This is a genomic window from Pontibacterium sp. (assembly GCF_964228735.1).
Classification (GTDB): Bacteria; Pseudomonadota; Gammaproteobacteria; order Pseudomonadales; family Balneatricaceae; genus Pontibacterium.
In genome coordinates, this window is sequence record NZ_CAXRBQ010000061.1 from 15,960 (window position 1) to 37,229 (window position 21,270).

General features: G+C 54.9%; 23 protein-coding genes. 2 read left to right on the top strand and 21 right to left on the bottom strand.

Translation table 11 applies throughout. The features are described from left to right. Positions 1-44 precede the first annotated feature (44 nt). Genes ccmI through ccmA form a run of 9 tightly spaced genes read right to left on the bottom strand, consistent with a single transcriptional unit; the run spans position 45 to position 7,062 of the window. The gene (gene ccmI / locus ACEQ15_RS06410) at positions 45-1,301 is read right to left on the bottom strand and encodes a c-type cytochrome biogenesis protein CcmI (RefSeq protein ID WP_370278258.1); all 1,257 of its coding nucleotides are present in this window, start codon (positions 1,299-1,301) and stop codon (positions 45-47) included. Beyond that, entirely contained in the window at positions 1,298-1,768 is a 471-nt protein-coding gene (locus tag ACEQ15_RS06415; RefSeq protein ID WP_370278259.1) for a cytochrome c-type biogenesis protein CcmH, read from the bottom strand. The genes ccmI and ACEQ15_RS06415 overlap by 4 nt, the downstream gene beginning before the upstream one ends. Next, positions 1,765-2,307, bottom strand: coding sequence for a DsbE family thiol:disulfide interchange protein (locus tag ACEQ15_RS06420; RefSeq protein WP_370278260.1), 543 nt, complete (start codon positions 2,305-2,307; stop codon positions 1,765-1,767). Before ACEQ15_RS06420 ends, ACEQ15_RS06415 begins: the two co-directional genes overlap by 4 nt. Before the next feature lie 12 nt (positions 2,308-2,319). Next, entirely contained in the window at positions 2,320-4,299 is a 1,980-nt protein-coding gene (locus tag ACEQ15_RS06425) for a heme lyase CcmF/NrfE family subunit (RefSeq protein WP_370278261.1), read from the bottom strand. Beyond that, the gene (gene ccmE / locus ACEQ15_RS06430) at positions 4,296-4,757 is read right to left on the bottom strand and encodes a cytochrome c maturation protein CcmE (RefSeq protein ID WP_370278262.1); all 462 of its coding nucleotides are present in this window, start codon (positions 4,755-4,757) and stop codon (positions 4,296-4,298) included. The genes ACEQ15_RS06425 and ccmE overlap by 4 nt, the downstream gene beginning before the upstream one ends. After that, entirely contained in the window at positions 4,754-4,900 is a 147-nt protein-coding gene (gene ccmD / locus ACEQ15_RS06435) for a heme exporter protein CcmD (protein WP_370278286.1), read from the bottom strand. Before ccmD ends, ccmE begins: the two co-directional genes overlap by 4 nt. A gap of 40 nt (positions 4,901-4,940) precedes the next feature. Next, positions 4,941-5,699, bottom strand: coding sequence for a heme ABC transporter permease (locus ACEQ15_RS06440; RefSeq protein WP_370278263.1), 759 nt, complete (start codon positions 5,697-5,699; stop codon positions 4,941-4,943). 8 nt (positions 5,700-5,707) lie between these two features. Continuing rightward, positions 5,708-6,427: a heme exporter protein CcmB gene (ccmB, locus tag ACEQ15_RS06445; RefSeq protein WP_370278264.1), complete on the bottom strand. Its 720-nt coding sequence runs from the start codon at positions 6,425-6,427 to the stop codon at positions 5,708-5,710. Further along, positions 6,424-7,062, bottom strand: a complete 639-nt coding sequence (gene ccmA / locus ACEQ15_RS06450) for a cytochrome c biogenesis heme-transporting ATPase CcmA (RefSeq protein WP_370278265.1) — start codon at positions 7,060-7,062, stop codon at positions 6,424-6,426. Before ccmA ends, ccmB begins: the two co-directional genes overlap by 4 nt. A gap of 130 nt (positions 7,063-7,192) precedes the next feature. On the opposite strand from ccmA, the gene ACEQ15_RS06455 reads away from it, so the two are divergent. After that, positions 7,193-9,271 (top strand): flagellar hook-length control protein FliK, encoded by a 2,079-nt coding sequence (locus ACEQ15_RS06455; RefSeq protein ID WP_370278266.1) that lies wholly within the window; start codon positions 7,193-7,195, stop codon positions 9,269-9,271. After that, a complete protein-coding gene (locus ACEQ15_RS06460) occupies positions 9,268-9,537 on the top strand; it encodes an EscU/YscU/HrcU family type III secretion system export apparatus switch protein (RefSeq protein WP_370278267.1) in 270 nt (89 codons plus the stop codon). Before ACEQ15_RS06455 ends, ACEQ15_RS06460 begins: the two co-directional genes overlap by 4 nt. Positions 9,538-9,561: 24 nt before the next feature. On the opposite strand, the gene ACEQ15_RS06465 is transcribed toward ACEQ15_RS06460, so the two are convergent. The 12 genes from ACEQ15_RS06465 to flhF all read right to left on the bottom strand — a co-directional run bounded on the left by ACEQ15_RS06465 (position 9,562) and on the right by flhF (position 21,240). After that, positions 9,562-9,969, bottom strand: a complete 408-nt coding sequence (locus ACEQ15_RS06465; protein ID WP_370278268.1) for a DUF2802 domain-containing protein — start codon at positions 9,967-9,969, stop codon at positions 9,562-9,564. A gap of 73 nt (positions 9,970-10,042) precedes the next feature. Further along, positions 10,043-11,176 (bottom strand): chemotaxis protein CheW, encoded by a 1,134-nt coding sequence (locus tag ACEQ15_RS06470; protein ID WP_370278269.1) that lies wholly within the window; start codon positions 11,174-11,176, stop codon positions 10,043-10,045. Next, positions 11,173-11,961, bottom strand: coding sequence for a ParA family protein (locus tag ACEQ15_RS06475; protein ID WP_370278270.1), 789 nt, complete (start codon positions 11,959-11,961; stop codon positions 11,173-11,175). The genes ACEQ15_RS06470 and ACEQ15_RS06475 overlap by 4 nt, the downstream gene beginning before the upstream one ends. Before the next feature lie 6 nt (positions 11,962-11,967). After that, entirely contained in the window at positions 11,968-12,909 is a 942-nt protein-coding gene (gene motD / locus ACEQ15_RS06480; protein WP_370278271.1) for a flagellar motor protein MotD, read from the bottom strand. Positions 12,910-12,912: 3 nt separating this feature from the next. Beyond that, positions 12,913-13,653, bottom strand: a complete 741-nt coding sequence (locus tag ACEQ15_RS06485; RefSeq protein WP_370278272.1) for a flagellar motor protein — start codon at positions 13,651-13,653, stop codon at positions 12,913-12,915. After that, positions 13,653-14,825 (bottom strand): chemotaxis response regulator protein-glutamate methylesterase, encoded by a 1,173-nt coding sequence (locus tag ACEQ15_RS06490; protein WP_370278273.1) that lies wholly within the window; start codon positions 14,823-14,825, stop codon positions 13,653-13,655. The genes ACEQ15_RS06485 and ACEQ15_RS06490 overlap by 1 nt, the downstream gene beginning before the upstream one ends. 20 nt (positions 14,826-14,845) lie before the next feature. After that, entirely contained in the window at positions 14,846-16,990 is a 2,145-nt protein-coding gene (locus ACEQ15_RS06495; RefSeq protein ID WP_370278274.1) for a chemotaxis protein CheA, read from the bottom strand. A 13-nt stretch (positions 16,991-17,003) separates the two neighbouring features. Then, positions 17,004-17,717 carry a protein phosphatase CheZ gene (locus ACEQ15_RS06500; protein ID WP_370278275.1) on the bottom strand — a complete coding sequence of 238 codons (714 nt, stop codon included), beginning with the start codon at positions 17,715-17,717 and terminating at the stop codon, positions 17,004-17,006. A gap of 17 nt (positions 17,718-17,734) precedes the next feature. After that, the gene (gene cheY / locus ACEQ15_RS06505) at positions 17,735-18,109 is read right to left on the bottom strand and encodes a chemotaxis response regulator CheY (protein WP_370278287.1); all 375 of its coding nucleotides are present in this window, start codon (positions 18,107-18,109) and stop codon (positions 17,735-17,737) included. A gap of 112 nt (positions 18,110-18,221) precedes the next feature. Next, positions 18,222-18,932 (bottom strand): RNA polymerase sigma factor FliA, encoded by a 711-nt coding sequence (locus ACEQ15_RS06510; protein ID WP_370278276.1) that lies wholly within the window; start codon positions 18,930-18,932, stop codon positions 18,222-18,224. A gap of 25 nt (positions 18,933-18,957) precedes the next feature. After that, the gene (locus tag ACEQ15_RS06515; RefSeq protein ID WP_370278277.1) at positions 18,958-19,770 is read right to left on the bottom strand and encodes a MinD/ParA family protein; all 813 of its coding nucleotides are present in this window, start codon (positions 19,768-19,770) and stop codon (positions 18,958-18,960) included. A gap of 24 nt (positions 19,771-19,794) precedes the next feature. Further along, a complete protein-coding gene (gene flhF, locus ACEQ15_RS06520; RefSeq protein WP_370278278.1) occupies positions 19,795-21,240 on the bottom strand; it encodes a flagellar biosynthesis protein FlhF in 1,446 nt (481 codons plus the stop codon). Positions 21,241-21,270 lie beyond the last annotated feature (30 nt).

The following is a 21,270-nucleotide window of genomic DNA, read 5'->3' on the forward strand; positions in this document are numbered from 1 at the left end:
GCGCCCTCGTATTCTTTAGTACTGTAATTTTTCAGACTATAAAATTAGTCGACAACTCGATCAATAACCAACGTAAGTTCATTGTTGTCAGCACCAACCTGAACAGGACTCACTGTGCCATACAAATCACCCGCGGAGGCCTGTGGCTGGCCGCTCAGTGATACACGTGCTGTTACTTCGACCTCTGTCTGCTGAGACAGTTTCGCCTGAGGTGACATTGCGGAGGAATCGTCCAGCACCACTTCAAGTGGCAGCTGAGACACTTGCAAACGTACAGCGGCTAACGGCATGCGACCACCCACCGGGCGGGCAAAAACAAATACAATCTGCTCTGGGTTCACCTGCGCTTTCAGGGACTCGTCAATGCTCAACTGAACACGTATCTGGGCAGTCGCAGTATCGGTTGTAGCTTCAGGCTCCACTGCCGCTGCACCTTGCGCTTCAAGGCGGTCTCGAGCGGTCTGAATTCCGGACTTGAGTGAATTTGCCGCCTCACCATCCGCATTGACCAGCGCCTTGCTCCAGTAATCGATAGCGCCCTGGTAGTTCTGCTGTTCGAATGCGTCAATCCCCAGCAAACCCAGTGTTGTGATCTCAAACGGCTCAAGCGCCAAGGTACGGTCGATCTGGTCCCGTACGTCCTGAGTAATCTTATTCCCGCTGGCGAAGTACAGCGCCTGCGCGTACTGCCCCATCACCCCGGCATATTGCGGCGCTTCTTCCGGCAGCAACTCAATCGACTTGCGCAACGCCGCCAAACCTTCATCGTAACGCTTCATGCCGATGTAGGTGGTGCCCAGCATGTACCAGCCTTCGGCGTTATCCGGGCGTTGTTTCAGCTCAGCTTCCAGCATCGCCAACGCGTCCTCGATGGACGGTTGCTGATTCTGCTGCAAGCCCTCTTCTGCGTTCAGGGCCAGCTCAAGATCCACAGAGCGCCCCAATTTGCCATACAGACCAAAGGCAGCGGTGGTCATCACCATCGCCAGCAGAGTAACCGTCACTGCGGTGCCGCTGGTGAGCTTCAGTGGCGCCACCTGCTCCTCTTCCACCGCCGCATCGTTCAGCAGGTTTTTTTCCAGCTCGAGCTTGAGTTCGTCATACTCGGCCTGTTCCAGACTGCCGCTTCTCAGCTCCGCATCAAGCTCTTCAACGCGTTCACGGAAGATATCGATATTCTGGTGTTTACGATCCTCAGCCTGCTCAACCTGTTGTAGTTTTCTAGCACGGAACAGCGGCCAGAACACAAAACCGATAGCCAGCAGTGTCAGTACTGCAATACCACCCCATAAACCCGTCATTTGTCGGTATCCTGATCAAGAAGAGAGTTAAGCTGCTGACGTTGGGATTCATCAAGCGCTGGTTTATCATCCGTCTTTGCGCCTGAAGACTTGCGTCGTGTCATCACAAACACCACCACAACACCAACCAGAAGCAGCGCAAACGGGCCGTACCACAACAGGTAGGTGGAAAGATCCTTGCGCGGTTTATACAGCACAAACTCGCCGTAACGGGCAACCATGAAATCTGCAATCTGCGCATCGGTTTCCCCTTCACCCAACATGCGATAAACCTCGTGACGCAAGTCTTTTGCGATCGGGGAGTTGGAGTCGGCCAGGTTCTGGTTCTGACACTTCGGACAACGAAGCTCTTCCGTCAGCTGCTGGAAACGCTGACGGGTCTCTTCATCTTGGAATTCGTAGGTATCGATCGCTGCCGTAGCATGCACCGATACCAGCAACAACAGTGCGGTGAACCAGCGGATCATTGACCTACCACCTCCCCGGACGCCAGCTTATCCATCAGAGGACGCAACTGGTCCCACACGCGCTGGTCAACCACACCTACATGTTTGTAGCGGATCACACCGTTGGCATCAATCACATAGGTCTCGGGTGCACCATATACCCCCAGATCCAGACCCAGGGCACCTTTGTCGTCAAAGATATTTTCCGCATACGGATCAAGGTAACGTCGCAGCCACTCTTTGGCTTTGCCGCGATCGTCTTTGTAGTTCACACCGTAGATGGTGTAACCCTCTTCTTTGATCTTGTTGAGCTGGGCGTGTTCCTCTTTACAGGACGGGCACCAGGTCGCCCAGACGTTCAGCAACGCAGGCTTGCCTTTCAGGTCTGCCGGGGTGATCTGACGCTGCTCGTCGTACAGCGAACTCATGCTGAACTCAGGCAACGGTTTATCGATCAGCGCAGACGGTAGCTCGGTTGGATCAAGCTGCAGGCCACGGTAGAGAAAGATACCCATTACAAAGAAAACAACTAACGGTACAAACAGGAAAAAACGGCGCATCTTAACTCTTCCTCACGCAAACTCAGGTTCAGTCGCTACAGGCTTGGCCTCGCGGCGCTTCGCCTGTTTACGGTAGCGCTTATCTGCCGCAGCCAGCATGCCACCAAAGGTCATCATCAGACCGCCCAGCCAGATCCAGCGCACAAACGGTTTGTACTGCATACGCACCGCCCAAGCACCACCTTCCAGCGGCTCACCCAACGCAACATACAGATCCCGGAACAAGCCCGGATCGATCGCGGCTTCGGTCATCACATTGCCACGCGCGTTGTAGAGACGTTTTTCCGGATTCATTACGGAGTACGGCTCGCCATCTTTCAGCACCACGATACGGCCCATATCTGAGCGGTAGTTAGGTCCGGTCACACGCTGTGATCCTTCAAACACAAACTCGTAGTGCTTAAACGCCAGACGATCGCCCGGTGCCATGCGCATATCACGCTCTTCGCTGTAAAGCTCTACCATCGCGATACCTACGATGCAAACAGCCACACCCACGTGCGCCAACACCATGCCATAGTAACTCAAGGAGAAGTTAGCCAGCGCTTTGATCGGTAATTTCTTGTTGGCTACACGGTTGTACATATCCCGCATACCGGAAAATACAATCCAGAAACACAGGATCAGGCTGCCCATTGCACGCCAGTCGTAGTCGATGCCGCCAAACAGGGAGACCAGCACACCCACAACTACCGCCAGGACACCCGGTAGCCAAAGCTGCTTGATCAGGAATTCACCCTTGGTGGCTTTCCAGCGGGCAATCGCACCGATACCCATCAGCACCACCAGCACCGACATCAGCGGAATAAACATGGCGTTAAAGTACGGCGCACCGACGGAGATCTTACCCATCTGCAGTGCATCCAGCAGCAGTGGATACAATGTGCCCAGCAGGACCATAAACGCCACGACAACCAGCACAATGTTATTCAGCAGCAGGAAGGATTCGCGTGAAACCAGTTCAAATGAGGATTCGGCCTTCACGTGCGCAGCCTTGATGGCATAGAGCAACAACGAGCCACCGATGGTGATCGCCAGCAACGCCAGAATAAAGTAACCACGCTCAGGGTCAGACGCGAATGCGTGTACCGAGGTCAGCACACCAGAACGCACCAGGAAGGTACCCAGCAGGCTTAGGGAGAAGGTAAAAATCGCCAGCAACACGGTCCAGCTCTTGAATACTCCACGCTTTTCGGTCACAGCCAAACTGTGGATCAGCGCAGTGCCCACCAGCCACGGCATAAAGGATGCGTTCTCGACCGGATCCCAGAACCACCAGCCACCCCAGCCCAGCTCGTAGTATGCCCACCAGCTACCCAGCGCAATACCCAGCGTCAGAAAGGCCCAGGCAACGTTTGTCCAGGGACGGGACCAACGCGCCCATGCAGCATCCAACTGACCACTCAGCAGCGCAGCAATGGCAAACGCGAAGGCAACGGCGAAACCCACATACCCCATGTACAGCATCGGCGGGTGGATAATCAGACCGATATCCTGCAGCAGCGGGTTCAGGTCACCACCTTCCTGAGGATACATCGGCAGGTGACGTTCGAACGGACTGGAAGTCAGCAGGGTAAATAGGATAAAACCTACAGCGACAATCCCCATCACCGACAGCACGCGGGCAACAATGTCCTGCGGTAGGTTGTGGCTTTTAACCGCAACGGCATAGATCCAGCCACCGAGAATCACCACCCACAGCAGCAGGGAACCCTCGTGACCGCCCCAGATCGCGCTGATCTTGTAGTAAACCGGTAGCGCGGTATTGGAGTTGGAAGCGACGTAAACAACTGAGAAGTCATCAACGACAAACGCATACCCCAAACAGAAGATGCTGATCACCAGGAACAGAAACATGCCCTTGGACAGTGGACGGGCATAACCCATCCACAACTGGTTGCCGGTGGTAGCACCTACCAGCGGAACAACCGATAGCAACGCCGCAAGACACAGCGCAAGAATTAGCGCATATTGGCCAAGTTCAGGGATCATTTATTAAACTCCTCGGCCTCTGGCTTAGGCATCTTGCCCGCTTTTTCCAGAGCATCCGCCACTTCTGGCGGCATATAGTTCTCATCGTGTTTTGCCAGTACTTCACTGGCCTGGAAAATACCTGCTTCGTCCATTACACCCTGCGCCACTATACCCTGCCCCTCGCGGAACAGGTCGGGCAGGATGCCAGTGTATTCAACGGTGACGCTTTCCGCGTAATCGGTCATGCCAAAGCTCACTTTCAGGCTGTTCGGATCACGCTTAACGCTGCCCTCAACCACCATACCGCCGGCACGGATTCGGGTATTTTCCGGTGCCTCACCTTTCACGATCTGTGTTGGCGAGTAGAACAGATTGATGTTCTGACTCAGCGCAAACATAGTCAGCCCCACCGCAATCCCTACGCCGAAGACGATGAACAATACAATGATCAATCGTTGTTTACGTTTTGGATTCATGAGGTACTTTTCTCCCTGCGAAGACGACGTTTAAGCTCGGATATCAGCTGTTTTTTACGTAGCAGCGGACTCGCCAGATTGATAACAAACAGAACCAACGCGATGGCATAACTGAGCCACACGTATATGCCATGTCCACCCATGGCCAAAAACTCGGAAAAACTGTCGAAACTCACACTCACCTCACTGCTTTTCGATCAGTTCGCGTACCCAGCTGGCACGGCGTTCACGATGAATAATCTCGTTACGGGTGCGCATCATCAGGGAGACGGCAAAGAAACAGTAGAACCCTATGACCATAATAAGCAGGGGCACCCACATCTCTGCGGGCATGGCCGGACGTTCGGTTAACGTAAAGGTTGCTGGCTGGTGCAGCGTGTTCCACCACTCGACGGAGTATTTAATAATCGGAATGTTGACCAGACCAACCAGTGCCAGAACAGCGGTTGCCTGGGCGGCGGTGGCTTCACTTTCAAAGGCAGAGTTGAGGGCGATTACCCCCAGATACAGGAACAACAGAATCAGCATGGAGGTCAGGCGCGCATCCCACACCCACCAGGAACCCCAGGTCGGTTTGCCCCAGATCGCACCGGTTGCCAGCGCCAGAATCGCCATGGTCGCACCGATCGGCGCACAGGATTTGGCCACCATATCGGCCACTTTCATTTTCCAGATCAGACCGATTGCACCGGCCACCGCCATCAACATGTAGCAGGACTGGGCAAGAATCGCGGAAGGTACATGGATATAGATGATGCGGAAACTGTTACCCTGTTGGTAGTCCTGCGGCGCAAATGCCAGCGCCCAGGCAATACCCAACACTAACAATACCGCTGCTGGGATCGCGAACCAGGGCATCAACTTGCCCATGATCTCGTAACTCCAGCGGGGTGATGCCATCTGATAGAACCAGCGTGGCATCCATTTTTTCTTCTCAGCCATTTTTACCCTTATCCGCTCACGGAAATTCTTAAAGCTGCACCCACAGCCAACGGCGCCAATCCGATACCCAGTGCCAGCATTGCGCCTAACAGTGCAATATACCCATCCAGCGGCAAGCCGGTCACGGCAGCCTGCACCGCGCTGGTACCAAATATCAGCACCGGAATATACAACGGTAATACCAGCAGGGAGATCAATACTCCCCCCTTACGCAGTCCCACCGTCAGTGCTGCACCAATGGCACCCACCAAGCTCAGCGTCGGAGTACCCAGCAGCAAACTGAGCATCAGCCCGCCCATACCGCCTTCCGGCAGGAAGAGCATCACGCCCAGCAAAGGAGCCAACAACGCCAGAGGTAAGCCGGTTAGCATCCAATGCGCCGTAATCTTACCCAGCACCACCACAAACAAGGGCTGTGGGCTCAATAATGTTTGTTCAAGTGTGCCGTCTTCGTAGTCAGACCGGAAAACACTGTCCATCGACAGCAGGGTTGCCAGTAAAGCCGCCACCCACACCACACCCGGCGCCACCTGCGCCAAAAAATCCGGCTCGGGGCTAACCCCCAGCGGAAATAGTGTGGCTACCATCAGGAAAAAGATCAGAGGGTTGACCAGGTCACTGCGGCAACGATAGGACAACAGCAGATCTCGTTTCAAAACAGCCAGGAATAACCCGCCTATAGACTGCTCCCCGGTTCGCACCGGCTCTTTAGTCAGCATTTCGCTCATGAAGTTCCGGCCAGTTTATCGAGATTAATTCGACGGACCCGATCGCCCATATTCAGTTCGTGGTGGGTCGTCAGAATCACGCTACCGCCCTGTTCAGCATGGCGTGCGATCAGCGCTTCCTTTTCTGCCACACCGCGCTTATCGATCGCGGTGAATGGTTCATCCAGAATCCACAATCGCGCATTACTCAAGTACAGGCGCGCCAGACTGACACGGCGGTTCTGGCCCGCAGACAACATGTGACAAGGTACATCCTCATAGCCTTTCAGGCCCACCTGTTCCAGCGCGTCAAAGATACGTTGCTGGTCGATGGAGGGGTGCATCGCCGCATACCAATTAAGGTTTTCTTCAGGGGTAAGAATCGCTTTGACACCCGGCTGGTGCCCGAAGTACAGCAACGAGAGTCGAAAATCTTCCGCGACATCGGAGATGTGATCGCCTTTCCAGTAGATATCGCCCTCAAAGTTGCGGGACAATCCACTCAAAATGCGCAGCAACGTGGTTTTACCACTTCCGTTCTGACCTTCGATCTGAACAACTTCACCTTGTTTCACATCGAAAGACAGGTTATCAAAGAGAATACGGTCGTCCCGTTCACAGAAAAGCCGTTCTACCGTTAACAGCGGCTCGGACAAAACACCCACCCCAAGCCGAAACCCCGGCTTATTTCTATACTTTAATGCGGCATTGCCGACACAATAATTTAGCGGCTCATTATATACGAATTCACAACCAGTGCAGCAGCCGTCACTATGGAGAAAAGTATTGTTTCCGCAAATTTCCACCCTGTCTTTAGCCCTACGTGAGAGTCCGCCGGAAACCCAGCGTACGCTCAATCAGGTGTTAAGCCAGGATAAACCCCAGGATGCCAGAGTACTCAGGTCCACTGCCGAACCCGGTGGCAGTGGCAGCGCACGCATCACCCTGGAGGTAAACGGAAAGACGGTACAATTGATCACACAGCAGCCACTGCAAAGCGGTAATTTGCTGAAAATCAGTCTCACCAGTGACGGCAAGATCCTGCTGCAACAACCGCCAGCAGCCTCCGCACCGGTACCAACACCTGCCAACGCTTTGTTACATGCGGCATCACAACAAGCTTCGATCCTGCCCCAGACATCGGCACAAACACAGGCCCAGACAGTGGTACCGACGCAGGCTAAGGTCGTGGCGCAGGTTATCAGCCTCAAAGCCAGCTCGGAACTGATCCCGATCAACAAAGGCACAACCACAGAAGGTACGGTGATCAAAAGCACGCCGTTGGCACCAACACCAACGAGCAGCGGCAGCGCTAATCCAAACGCCACGGGCGGTGCAACGTATTCCCGACCGATCCCTGGCAATGCCCCCCAACAAGCGGGCAATCCGACGACACCGAGTCCGGCACCACAATCGGCACCGGCAGTTTCTCAATCACAGCTGTCTGCAACCGTTACTGCGGCGACCACGCAGCTGCCAGCACAACCTGCGCCTCCAGTACCTCCAGCCCCCCAGACAGGCGCAAACATCGTAGGCAACACAGCCGGACAAAGCAGCACCTCGGTCCAAATAACAGCGCCACCGGTCAGCACCGTATCAAGTCAACCATCCGTCACTACGACTCAGGCCGGAACAGCGCCAGCAGCTCCTGCGCCAGCGAGCCCCACACATACAGCCACAACATCGGCACCTAATCAGACAGCCTCACCACCGCCTCAGGGGCCATCATCACCATCTGCCCCGATGACGCAACCAGCTGCCTCAACATCCGCTGCCACCGCTCCTACCGCGACTGCGGCTACGCCCGGCAATCAACCTGCAAGCAATACAGCGGCAAACATACCTACGCCCGCAGCTCAGACAGCAACCCCGGCGGCGCAACAAGCGACATCCAATGTAAGCTTCAACATCGATATCCGGCTGACAAACGGGCAATCCACGACGCTGCAAGCCAGCACAGCGCTGCAACCCAATACACCGTTGCTGATCAGTCGGGATATGGAAGGGCAGATCTCGGCGCGCGTTCAGCCACAACCAGGCAACATCGACAGTGTGCAGCGGGAGCAAAGTGCGATTCAGGATGCCCTGCGTAATGCCCTGCCTAACCAACAACCGGTGGGCGATGTGCTGGCGCAGTTACAAAGCTCAGCAGCACAAACACAAACGGCCAAACCCGAGGTGTCCGGTCTGGTACGCTCTATGCTGCAGCTGTTTGGCGTTCGCCCGGGCACGCCCGAAGCACCACAGACGCTGCAACGCAATGTTCAATCCGGCGGTATGCAGACCGAATTCAATCTGGCTTCCGGCAAGGTCCCGGAGAAAAACGACCTCAAAGGCCTGTTACGACAATTACAGCAAGCCAGTGCCGACCTGCCTGTTGAACAACGGCAGCGGATGGAACAGCTGATCCAGAATATGCAGTCGCGAATTACCCATAATCAGGTCTCTTCACTGCAGCAATGGAAGGAAGCCCCCGACGGCAGTTTTGAACGTGTCATTCAGCTCGACATCCCGATCATTGGTAACAACCGTACCGATAATCTGGAGCTACGCATCAGCCAGGAACGCAGCGGACAAGGGGATCACGAATTCGCCACACTGTGGCGGGCGCGCCTTCACTTTGACCTGGAGGAATTTGGCGCGGTGGATGCCGAGATAAAACTCACCGGGGATGAACAGATACAGGTGCAGTTCTGGTGTGACGAAAAGGCGACACAACGTCATATCCAGAAGCAACTGCAGGATTTCGGGCAACTCTTGCAGGACAAGGGCTTTGCCGAACCCGAGCTCAACTGTTACCACGGTCATTCACCAAACCGAGAAGGTGAACTGATCCAGAAACACCTGGTGGATATCCACACATGACCGATACCGAAAAACGCCAACAAGCCGTTGCGCTGAAGTACAAGCTGGGCGAACAGACGGCCCCGACCGTGGCTGCCAAAGGCCAGGGCCTGATTGCGGAGCAGATCATTGCGCTAGCTGAGGAGAGTGGCGTTCACATCCACGAAAGCCCTGAGCTTGTGGAAGTACTGGTTCGCCTGCACGTGGGGGACGAGATTCCGGAAACCCTCTACCGGGCAATAGCGGAAGTGATTGCGTTTGCGTACAGCCTTAAGAGTGAGAACTGACCGGCGTACCAAGGACGCCTGAGATTACTTCTGGTGGTTCAGTGCTTCAGTGGCTTTAAGCTCCTGGTGCAGCAAGGCCATCAGCTCTGCTTCAGGACGACCGATACCACAGCTTTCCACCAGATCATCCACGTTAGCCCCCATCTCCATCAGTCTTGCCGCCTGATTGAAGGCCATGGCACCCGGATCACGATTTTCCAGTTCCAGCTGTTTTTCCGCAGTTGTATTGAGCTTTTGCTCGATCTCAACTACACGGCGCCCCATGCCAATCGATGAGTTGGTTATGGCCTGGATCTCGTTGCGCAGTAGCCCAATCAGCACCTGTTGGCGGCGCTCATGCTCACGCACCCGTCTAAACAGCACAACACAGCTTACCAATGCCAGCAAACTGAGAAGTGCAAAGATGGGTGTCCAGATGGAAAAATCCGCCACGGCGAGCTCCGATACTGTGGGATACAGACCTAAGGATACTAAAGCATTCCCGCTTTATACAGTCCGCAAAACATTACGCTTGCTGGTTCAGTAGTATCTGCAGTTTGTCCACATCCAGAATCGCGCAGCGCTCTGCCATGTTAGTGCCCAGCAACCAGGGACGTGATTTGTTCTCACCCGCCCATACAATATCGCTGTGCTGCATACGCATCGACTTCACCAAGGTATCACACGCCAACGCCCAACGACGCCCCTTGAGGATCAGCACCTCTTCGTAGTTGGCCTGGGATGCGTCAAATCGCCCTGGCAACAGCCAGTTACCGGTATCAACAACACTGGTCTCTTTCCCCATTGCATTAAAGAAACCCAATACCCAATCGTGATCCATATCGAAGTGTAAGGTCAGACGCTCCATGGAAACCGCCCCCTCCACATCGTCTACAGGGATGGCTAGCGTCAGCCCCTGCAGCTGAAACAGGATACAGTTCAGCACGTCTTCAGCCACATGCAGGGCCGGTTTCGGCGTGTTATCAACGGCTGGCACTGCCACAGGTGCGGCTTCCTGAACCGGCTCCGGTGTTATGTCTGGAGCAGGGACGGTCGGATCGGCGACGGCAGATACATTCTCTAGTACCGGTTGTGGAACATCCGGCTCTGAGAAGACCTCTGGCTCGTCCAATACCACTTCTTCCAATGCCGGCTCTTCCTGACACTCTGGCTGCAATTCGGTTTCTGGTTCGAAATCGATCAGCTGAGTATCAGCAGTGACATCGGTCTCTTCGCCCATCAAGTCGGCGGGTGTAACGACCAGTTCAAGCTCCTCAAAGGAGAGTTCTGGTTCAGAAAACGCTTCAGGCTCAAGCAGTTCTTCTTCCAACAGCTGCTCTGGCTCCGGGTCTACAGCAGCATCTTCGATCTCAGGGACAACGGCCTGAGACAACTCGTCCTCTGCAGCAACAGACTCTTCAAATACCGGAGCTTCTGAAAAAGCTTCGTCAGATTCTGTTTCCTCAGGTGGAATGTCTTCAACAACAGGCTTTGCCTGAGGCTCTGCGCGCTCCAGCGCACCTATCGCTTTCAGCTCTTCCATGGTGTCATGCGCCAGGGTATCCGGGTCTTCTAACAGGGACTCGAGGTAATCAAACACAACCTGCTGATTGCCGGTCTTTGGCGCGTAGAATTCGTTATCCTGCTCCGACTTGCTCATACGGTCGCCTCCTGTTTCTGAGACTCTACCAAGGTGCGCAAAATACGGGCATAGGCATGCACACCACGACTGCTGGAATCTACGGATGAAGGAACAAGCCCTTTGATACTGGCGTTACGCAACTCAGGATCAACCGGCACAATCGCACTGGAGATGCGGTCCGGATAACGATTGTGCAATTCGCGCAAACTGGTCACAGACGCGTGTGCCCGCCGGTCGTAAAACGTAGGGATGATGGTGTAGTTCAGCTTATTCTTGCGGGCCTGGTTGATCATGCCGATGGTACGTACCATCCGTTCCAGACCTTTCAGCGCCAGGAATTCAGTCTGTACCGGTACCAGCAGGTACTGACAGGCCGCCAGTGCATTCACCATCAGCACACCTAGAATCGGCGGCGTATCGATGATGACGTAGTCGTATTCTTCACGCACGGTCAGCAGCGCGCGGGCGATCTGAAGCCCCATGCCTTCCTGGCCTACCGCACGGCGTTCCAATGTTGCCAAAGCAGTAGATGCCGGCATCAACTCAAGACGCTCGTGGGAGGTTTCCAGCAACATCCGATGCACGGACCCATTGCTGATCGGATTACTGCCCTCAAACAGGTCAAATACGCTGAATTCCAGCTCGTCGGGATCGTAGCCGAAATAGCTTGTCAGGGAACCGTGTGGGTCAAGATCGACCAACAGCACCCGATAGCCAACTTCCGCCAGAAGTCCGGCCAGACTGACAACAGTGGTGGTTTTACCTACGCCACCCTTTTGGTTTGCGACGGTCCATACCTGCATACGTACTCACTCATCTTCCTGAGGTTCAGATTCCAACTCAGGTATCACCTGACGGAACAGTTTGCCGCCAGAGGCGGTCTGAACCTGCTCAATCACCGGTGAATCCTCTGACTCACTCGGGTCTGTAGCAATCACCGTAGACACGGCATCTTTACTCACCTGCTGACTACCAAACGCAGACAGGGTGCGCCTGACTTTTTCATCACGCGAAACCACAATCACCACACGCCGGTTGAGCTGACGCCCCTCCTCCGTGCGGTTGCTGTAAGCCGGTTGATGCTCTCCATACCCGACAGCAGCCATGCGGGCCGGATCAACACCGTAATAGGTCAGAACGCGGACAACCGCAGCCGCACGGGCCGCCGAAAGCTCCCAGTTGGATGGGAACTGCGCGGTCTTTATCAACCGGTCATCGGTAAATCCTTCAACATGGATCGGGTTGTCGTAGGGCCGTAACAGCACCGCCAACCGTTGCAACAACTCGTCCGCTTCCGGTGTCGGTTTAGCCTGACCGGAACGGAACAACATCCCGGAACGCAACTCAATCGACAACCACAGCTCGTTGCTGACAAGCTTCAGGTCCTGGTCGGACACATTCGGCTTGATACGCTGTTCGAGTCGCTCGCGAATGGTGTTGAGCTGATCGGTTTCCGCTGCGTCCGGTGCTTCCAGGTCGGGCGCCGGTTCTTTTGGCATATCGGGCATCGCCGGTTCTTCCCCGATACCGATAATTGCGCCCTGGCCCGATCCGATGATCGCCGCATCAAGCCCGGCCCCTTCAAAGGCACCGGTCAGCGCTTTGGACAGCTCTTTGTACTTCTCTTCATTCACGCTGGAGAGGGAGTACATCACCACGAAGAATGCAAACAACAGGGTGATAAAGTCGGCGTAGGAGATCACCCACCGATCGTTGTGCACATAATCTTCAGGTGGATTGCGTCTTGGCATAACTTATCTCAGGTAACCCTGCAGACGCTGGCGAACCACGTGGGGGTTTTGTCCCTGCGCAATTGACGCCATACCTTCCAGCATCATTTCCTGGTAGTTGTAACGGGTCAGAATTAGGCCCTTGATCTTGTTGGCGATCGGAATCAGCAGAAGGTTGGCAACGCCCACACCATAGACGGTTGCCACAAACGCCAGAGCGATACCGGAACCCAACTCATCCGGGCTCTTCAGGTTGCCCATCACATGAATCAAACCCAGCACGGCACCGATAATACCCAGGGTTGGCGCATAACCGCCCATGCTTTCAATCACCTTGGCACCGCGCAGGTCGTTCTGCTCCAGGGTCACCAACTCGGTACCCAAGCTATTACGGATCGCTTCGGAGCTTTTGCCATCCACCAGCATCTGAAGACCGTTCATCACCAGTGGGTCACGGGCACGCTCAAGCTCTTTCTCCAGGGTCAGGATGCCGTCGCGACGGACCATGCCACACCAGGTCACAAGCTCGTCGATACCTTCCCGGAAGTCATAACGCTGACCACCAAAGGCCCAGCCCAACAAACGAATCGCACGCCCAAACTCCTCTTTTGGCGCCTGCACTGCAGCTGCCGCAAACGTTCCTCCAAACACGATAATTGCCGCGGGCAAGTTCACCAACTGGTGTACCATGCCGCCATCCAGGTAATGACCACCTACTACTACCCCGAGTGCAGCCAGCACCCCCAGTATCGTCATTGGATCCATTAACGCTCCCCGCGCCTACACAGCAGCGTACCGATCTCGTCGAGATCCAGTACCGAGTCTGCCAAATTGGCTTCAATCACCGATTTCGGCATTCCATAAATGGTTGAACTGTTCTCATCCTGCGCCCACACGGTGGCACCACTGCGCTTGAGCAAACGGGCACCGTCGGTACCGTCACTGCCCATGCCGGTCAGGATCACCGCCAACACTTTATCACCGAAACTTTTTGCCGCCGAGGCATAAGAGACATCAACGCTGGGTTTGTAGGTCAGACGTTCATCGCCCGGCATTACTTTCAGGCGATCGCTCTGCTTGGGGTCGATAATCAACTGCTTGCCGCCCGGCGCCAAATAGGCCGTACCTGCAACCATACGATCACCGTCTGCCGCCTCTTTCACATTGATATTGCACTGCTGATTCAGACGCTCTGCGAAAACTGGTGTGAACGTCGATGGCATATGCTGGACCAGCATAATCGGATAGGGAAATGTTGCAGGCAAACGTGTCAGGATCTTCTGCAGTGCCGCCGGGCCGCCGGTTGAAGAACCGATCACCACAACCTTACAGTCGGGAATCTTCGCACCTGAGCTCACACGATGTGAGGACTCCGGGCGTCGGGTCGCTGTATTCGCCGCCTCAGCACGCTGACGCAGTGCTGCCAACGCGGCACCGGGGTCACTCACAGAAGGCGTTTCCTTGCGCTCGGTACGACGCAGGGGGGCTCGATTGCGCTCCAGAGACGGGGTGCCATTCAAGGCACGGGGGCGCTGACTTTTGCCCAGCGCAACCACTTGTTCACGGAGCTGACTTTGAATATCAGACGAGCTGCCCATCCACTGGCGCAGATCCTTCGGGATACAATCGGCAGCACCCGCTTCCAGCGCCTGCATCGAAATACGGGCCCCTTCATGGGTGAGGGATGAGAGCATAATGACATGGACTGGTGACTGCTGCATGATCGTACGCAGCGCATCGATGCCGTTCATTTCCGGCATCTCAACGTCCATGGTAACAACGTCGGGACGCTGTAGTTTGACCTGCTCAATAGCCTCACGACCATTGGCGGCGGTACCCACCACTTTTATGCGGGCATCACCGTCCAACAGGTCTGCGATTCGGTTTCGAAAGAAGCTGGAATCGTCAACTATCAGCACCCTAACCGGCATAGACATTCACTTCAGTCCACCAATGATCAGCGCGCGTAGCGCTTCAGCAGATTCGGAATATCAATGATCAGGGCAATGCGGCCATCACCGGTGATGGTTGCACCGGACAGACCCGGCGTACCATGCAGAATGGTACCCAGCGGCTTGATTACCACCTCTTCCTGACCCACCAGCTGGTCAACAACAAAACCTACACGCTGTGTACCCACCGTTACGATAACCACGTGACCCTGCTCCGGCAGGCTCTCGTCGTGCTTACCACCAATCAGCCAACGCTTCAGGTGGAACAGCGGCAACGCCTGGTCGCGCACAATAATCACCTGCTGACCATCAACGATGTTGGTCTTGGTCAGATCCAGGTTAAAGATCTCATTTACGTTTACCAATGGCAGTGCAAAGGCCTGGCCTTCCAGGATAACCATCAGGGTTGGCATGATCGCCAGTGTCAGCGGTACCTGAATTGCGATACGGCTGCCCTGCCCGATCACAGAGTCGATGCTCAGTGTACCGTTCAGCTGGGTGATCTTGGTTTTCACCACATCCATGCCCACACCACGGCCGGACACATCGGAAATCTCGGTTTTGGTGGAGAAGCCGGCCTGGAAGATCAGGTTGTAACATTCCTGCTCGGTCAGGCGGCTTGCCGCTTCGTGGTCAAGCATCCCGCGCTCAACCGCAAGGTTACGCAGCTTATCAGCATCCATACCGGCACCGTCGTCCTGAATGATCAGCAGGATGTGGTCACCCTCCTGTTCCGCCGACAGCAATACGTTACCTTCGCGTGGTTTACCCAAGCGTTCACGCTCTTCCGGTGACTCAATACCGTGATCAACCGCGTTGCGGACCAAGTGGATCAACGGGTCAGCCAGTGCCTCAACCAGGTTTTTATCCAGATCGGTCTCTTCACCGCGCAGCTCCAGATTCACCTCTTTTTTCAGGCTTCGGGAGAGGTCACGAATCAGACGAGGGAAACGGCCAAAAACTTTCTTCACCGGCTGCATGCGGGTTTTCATCACCGACATCTGCAAGTCTGCAGTGACCATATCCAGCGTAGCCAGTGCCTTGCCCATCTCTTCGTCTTCCTGGGATACCCCCAGACGCACAAGACGGTTACGTACCAGAACCAGCTCACCCACCATGTTCATGATCTTGTCGAGCAGGCGGGTATCAACGCGAACGTTGCTCTCAGCCGCAGGCTTATGCTGGGCAGCAGGTGCTGGCTTGTTGTCGGCAGCTTTCGGCGCTGCAGGTGCAGGCGTAGGCGCAGGAACTGGTTTTGGAGCCGCGATAGGCTGCGGTGCAGCAACCGGTGCCACAGGTGGTGCGACAGCTGCAGCAGGTTTTGGTGCTTCCGCCGCAGGGTTGGTGGAGAATGCGCCTTCACCTTTAGCCTGCAAGTCATCCAACAGGGCTTCAAATTCGTCGTCGGAAATCAGACCATCGTCCGCTTTCGCAGCAGGTGCGGCCGGCGTGGCAGGTGCTGCAGGGGCTTCAGCGCTACCCGGCGAGAAGGCACCTTCGCCTTTCGATTGCAGCTCGTCCAGCAGAGCTTCAAATTCGTCGTCGGTGATCAGCTCATCACCACCTGCAGCGGGAGCGGCAGCAGGGGCGGCTGGTTTACTGGCTGCATTCGATTCATCCAATGCATTCAGCAACAGATCAAATTCAGCATCCGAAGCATCCTGTGTAGCTGGCGCTGGCGCAACTGGGGCCGGGGCAGCTTCAACAGGTTCCGGGGCAGGGGTTGGTGCTGCCGGTGCTTGCGCAGCAGGCGCGGGAGCAGAGCCATTGGTGAATGCGATCAACTGGTTAATCAACCCAGGATCAGCAGGTTCAGGGGTCAAGCCATCCCGTACAGCCTCGAACATGACGTTAACTGCATCAAGCGCCTGAAGAACCACATCCATGAGTTCAGGGGAGATAGCAAGTTCGCCGTTGCGCAGCTGGTCGAACAGGTTTTCCGCCTTGTGACAACACTCGACCATTGCCTCAAGCTGCAGGAAGCCTGCGCCACCTTTAACCGTGTGAAAACCACGGAAAATCGCGTTAAGAAGATCGCGATCATCCGGACGCTGCTCTAGATCCACTAACTGTTCAGATAGCAGCTCAAGAATCTCTCCGGCTTCTACAAGAAAGTCTTCCAGAATTTCCTGATCAACATCTAAACTCATGAAGCGCTCCTAATTAAAACCCGAGACTGGACAGTAGTTCGTCGACGTCATCCTGTTCAGTCACAACATCGGGGGAATCTTTAGCTCTGATCTGAGGTCCTTCGGCGGCGATTGCTTTTTCTTTAGCCTCTTCGTCAGACAACGTTGTCTGCGCCACCTTTGATGCACCACCCAGCCGCTCTACCGTTGCCGCCATGTCCATCAGCTGCACCAAGTGCATCTCGACATTACTGAGTAACATCATCACCTTACGGATCAGCTGACCGGCGACATCCTGATACTCCTGGGACACCATTATCTCGGTCAACTCGAAGCGCAGGTTCACGACATTTTTCAGCGCACTATCGCTCAGCCCTTCCTCTTCCATTTCAACAAGAATAGAGAGAGCACGATCAACCCGATCAAGGGTCTGATGAGCATTCTTTTCTGTCAGTCCGACAACGTGATCAAGGCTTGCGGATGCGTCAGTGAGATCCAGACGCTCGCCTTCGGGATGAATGGAATGCTGAACGTCTTTACCAAATGCTTTCAGGGCCTCGTGTAGGCCGCGGGTTAAGGTACCCACTTCCTGATAGAACATCTGATGGCGGAACTCATAGAGCTCCTGGATCTGGTCCAGTGCGGCGGGAATATCTCCCTGCTGCAACACATCGACCAATTTGTCCGCCTTCTGTTTCAGCAGGCTTTCGAAATGTTCAATTCCGTGGAGAGTTTCTGCACCGGCCATAACCAACCTTTGTGAAATCAGCCTTCGAGACGTTCGAAAATCTTATCGATTTTCTCTTTCAGCGTTACGGCCGTGAATGGTTTAACAACGTACCCGTTAACGCCGGCCTGTGCCGCCGCGATAATCTGCTCTCGCTTCGCTTCGGCAGTTACCATCAAAACAGGGATGCTGCTTAGGTTAGGGTCAGAGCGGACATGCTTGAGCAGGTCGATGCCGGTCATATTCGGCATGTTCCAGTCAGTGATGAGGAACTCGATTCCACCCTGCTTCAGTATCGGAAGCGCGGTGGCACCGTCGTCGGCCTCAACAACATTTGTTAAACCCAGCTCTTTCAACAGGTTTTTAATAATGCGCCTCATTGTAGAGAAATCGTCTACAACGAGTATTTTGATGTCTTTTTTCAACACCATTCTCCCATGACATACTTGCATCGCATTCGAGCCGAATGCCAATTACTGCAAATTTAGACGTGCTTGGTCAACAAGAAATTGTAGCCCCGGCTTTTTATCGCCACTCACCCAAACGAGACCGCAAACGCAGCGCCGCCTGGCTGTGAATCTGACTTACGCGAGATTCACTAACACCCAGTACTTGTCCTATCTCCTTGAGATTCAGCTCTTCATCATAGTAGAGCGCGAGCACAAGTTTCTCCCTTTCGGGCAAATTATCGATCTCTTTTACCAGAGCAGAGACAAATGCCTGCTCTTCAACCCGGGTATTCGGTCCCTCTCCGGCGGCTGCAACCTGCTCGCCCGGATAGTCATCGTCCGGATTCAGCAGCTCATCCAGGCTGAACAGACGACTATCAACCGAATCTTTTAACAAACTATGATATTCATCGATCGATACGCCCATTTCTTTAGCAACTTCTGCATCGGACGCATCACGACCGGTTCGGGCTTCAACCTGCTGAATGGCTTCAGACACCCGCCTACCGTTGCGGTGAACGGATCTTGGGGTCCAATCGCCACGGCGCACTTCATCAATAATTGACCCACGGATTCGGATACCCGCGTACGTCTCGAAGCTTGCACCTTTGGAGGGATCGTATTTGGCGGCTGCTTCCAGCAAGCCGATCATGCCGGACTGGACCAGATCATCCAGTACGACGGTAGAGGGAAGTCGAGCCATGAGGTGATGCGCGATGCGTTTAACCAGCGGTGCATACTGCTTTATCAACTCTTCACTTGACGTGAATTGAAGCTGGTTATACATGCCACCCCTTTCATTAACTCAATGGCTAATTTCCGCGCACCAGACGCTCAACAAAAAATTCAAGATGGCCACGTGGCGTATTCAACACCGGCCAGGCATCCACTTTTGCGGCCAACTGACGATACGCAAGAGCTGCCTTACTCTTCGGAAATGCTTCTAAAACAGCAGCTTGCCGCTGAACTGCTTTCCGCACCGATTCATCATAAGGTATTGCCCCCACATATTGAAGCGTTACCTCGAGAAACCTGTCGGTGACGGTTTGCAGCTTGGAAAACATATTCCGTCCTTCCTGTTCCGACCTTACCATATTTGCCAGCACACGGAAGCGCGTGGTGTGGTAATCGCGGTTCAAAAGTTTGATCAGCGCATACGCGTCCGTGATGGAGGTTGGCTCATCACACACCACCACCAACACTTCCTGAGCGGCACGCACAAAGCTCACCACCGACTCAGAGATACCCGCCGCCGTATCAATCACCAGAACATCGATATCGTCTGCAAACTCACTGAAGGCATGTATCAGCTCGGCATGCTCATGCACACTCAGCGTGGTCATTTCCTGGGTGCCGGATGATGCCGGTACTATGCCAAAATAATCGTTGACCGGAATCAACACATCGCGCAATCCGCAGTGACCGGCCAGCACATCGGCGATATTCATCTTGGGACTGAGCCCCATCATGACATCCACATTGGCCAGACCGAGGTCCGCATCCATCAGCACAACGCGGCGCTCCATCTTGCTGAGTGCCAATGCGAGGTTCACAGAGACATTGGTTTTACCAACGCCACCTTTCCCCCCTGTTACAGCGATAACTTTTACAGGCCTAGCACTCATATTCACTCATCCTAACTTCAACTCTCAGCCTGCATTAAACAGAGGGGTAACATTATCGTTTCGTCCACCCAGGGTTGATTCAGACTGTGACTCCTGGGCAGTCAGCACCGCCCGACTCACGAGGTCACGCTTATTCCCCACACCAATATCGTCCGGTATGCGCTGTCCATCAGCGGCGTAGGCAACCGACAGGTTCTTCTCAACCACAAAAGAGAGGGCTTCCCCCAGACTGCCGGATTCATCCATCTTACTCAGCACACAGCCATTGAGCCCAAGCCCCTTATAGGCTTCATACCCTTTTTCGATCACCTGGCGCTGACTGGAACAGGAGACAACCAGCAGCTTTTTCATGCGCACGGTGACACTTTCCAGCATCTCCAGCTGTTGCCGGCTGTGGGGGTCCTTATCACTCAGACCGGCGGTATCGATCAGCACCAGACGTTTATTGCGCAGCGACTGCAACACCTGTTCCAGACTGTTACTGTCATCCACGACCCGAACCGGCACATCCAGAATTCGGCCAAAGGTTTTAAGCTGCTCATGAGCGGCAATACGGTAGGTATCGGTGGTCACCAGTGCGACACTGGAGCTGCCGTATTTCAATACGTAACGGGCCGCCAGCTTACCGATGGTGGTGGTTTTCCCGACACCGGTTGGGCCTACAAACGCAATCATCCCCCCCCGATCGGTAAACTCTTCCCCCATCACCGGCACCGACTCGGCAAGGCGGGACAATACGTTCTGCCAGGCTTTATCCGGCGCGGTACCCAGCTCAACCCCCGCCATCAGGTGCTTCTGCAAACGTGGACTTAAACCCAACGCATTCAGCTTACGCTCCAGCGGTGATGCGGGTTGCTCCACCTGCGCAGACAGCTGTGACTGTTGCTGCAGCATCGCTTTCAGCTGATGAATCTCCTGCTGCATCTCCTGCAACGCACCACGCTGCGGAGCCGGACTCGGCGCAACAGCCGACTCACGACGGGGAGCATACTCAGGCTCATATCCGGCAAACGAAGACTCAGGTTCAGCTTGTGGCGGTGTTTGTTGCGGTGGCACCTGGGCCCGAGCTCGCTGACGCTGTTTCAGCGACGCCAGAATGGACTCCAGATCGTCATCGGCTTCGATCTGCTGGTTACGATTTCCGGTAATCGCGGGCGGCACCTCATCGTCCCGCTGTGCTTCAGCGATTCGTGCGCGCGCCCTCTCTTTCTCTTCAGCCAGATGGCTGGGGGCTGGCGCTCCGCCTTTACCGGTCAACAGGCGGATCTGCTCGTCACGTCGCTTCTTGCGCGCTCGCTCGCGCTTAAATTCAACCTGCGCGGCTTCATATTCGTGTTCGTGGGCGGCAACGACCTCCACACCACCGGCGACGCGACGGTTAGACACGATCACCGCATCCGGACCTATCTCCTCACGTACCCGCGCCATCGCCTGACGCATATCGGGTGCAAAAAATCGTTTAACCTTCATAACCCACCTATCGTACAGCTGCACTTAGAT

Bases quoted from the DNA above. Each gene is read 5' to 3' on its own strand.
- ccmI (WP_370278258.1), bottom strand. From the start codon at position 1,301: ATGACGGGTTTATGGGGTGGTATTGCAGTACTGACACTGCTGGCTATC.
- ACEQ15_RS06415 (WP_370278259.1), bottom strand. From the start codon at position 1,768: ATGATCCGCTGGTTCACCGCACTGTTGTTGCTGGTATCGGTGCATGCT.
- ACEQ15_RS06420 (WP_370278260.1), bottom strand. From the start codon at position 2,307: ATGCGCCGTTTTTTCCTGTTTGTACCGTTAGTTGTTTTCTTTGTAATG.
- ACEQ15_RS06425 (WP_370278261.1), bottom strand. From the start codon at position 4,299: ATGATCCCTGAACTTGGCCAATATGCGCTAATTCTTGCGCTGTGTCTT.
- ccmE (WP_370278262.1), bottom strand. From the start codon at position 4,757: ATGAATCCAAAACGTAAACAACGATTGATCATTGTATTGTTCATCGTC.
- ccmD (WP_370278286.1), bottom strand. From the start codon at position 4,900: ATGGGTGGACATGGCATATACGTGTGGCTCAGTTATGCCATCGCGTTG.
- ACEQ15_RS06440 (WP_370278263.1), bottom strand. From the start codon at position 5,699: ATGGCTGAGAAGAAAAAATGGATGCCACGCTGGTTCTATCAGATGGCA.
- ccmB (WP_370278264.1), bottom strand. From the start codon at position 6,427: ATGAGCGAAATGCTGACTAAAGAGCCGGTGCGAACCGGGGAGCAGTCT.
- ACEQ15_RS06460 (WP_370278267.1), top strand. From the start codon at position 9,268: ATGACCGATACCGAAAAACGCCAACAAGCCGTTGCGCTGAAGTACAAG.
- ACEQ15_RS06470 (WP_370278269.1), bottom strand. From the start codon at position 11,176: ATGAGCAAGTCGGAGCAGGATAACGAATTCTACGCGCCAAAGACCGGC.
- ACEQ15_RS06475 (WP_370278270.1), bottom strand. From the start codon at position 11,961: ATGCAGGTATGGACCGTCGCAAACCAAAAGGGTGGCGTAGGTAAAACC.
- motD (WP_370278271.1), bottom strand. From the start codon at position 12,909: ATGCCAAGACGCAATCCACCTGAAGATTATGTGCACAACGATCGGTGG.
- ACEQ15_RS06485 (WP_370278272.1), bottom strand. From the start codon at position 13,653: ATGGATCCAATGACGATACTGGGGGTGCTGGCTGCACTCGGGGTAGTA.
- ACEQ15_RS06490 (WP_370278273.1), bottom strand. From the start codon at position 14,825: ATGTCTATGCCGGTTAGGGTGCTGATAGTTGACGATTCCAGCTTCTTT.
- ACEQ15_RS06495 (WP_370278274.1), bottom strand. From the start codon at position 16,990: ATGAGTTTAGATGTTGATCAGGAAATTCTGGAAGACTTTCTTGTAGAA.
- ACEQ15_RS06500 (WP_370278275.1), bottom strand. From the start codon at position 17,717: ATGGCCGGTGCAGAAACTCTCCACGGAATTGAACATTTCGAAAGCCTG.
- ACEQ15_RS06510 (WP_370278276.1), bottom strand. From the start codon at position 18,932: ATGTATAACCAGCTTCAATTCACGTCAAGTGAAGAGTTGATAAAGCAG.
- ACEQ15_RS06515 (WP_370278277.1), bottom strand. From the start codon at position 19,770: ATGAGTGCTAGGCCTGTAAAAGTTATCGCTGTAACAGGGGGGAAAGGT.
- flhF (WP_370278278.1), bottom strand. From the start codon at position 21,240: ATGAAGGTTAAACGATTTTTTGCACCCGATATGCGTCAGGCGATGGCG.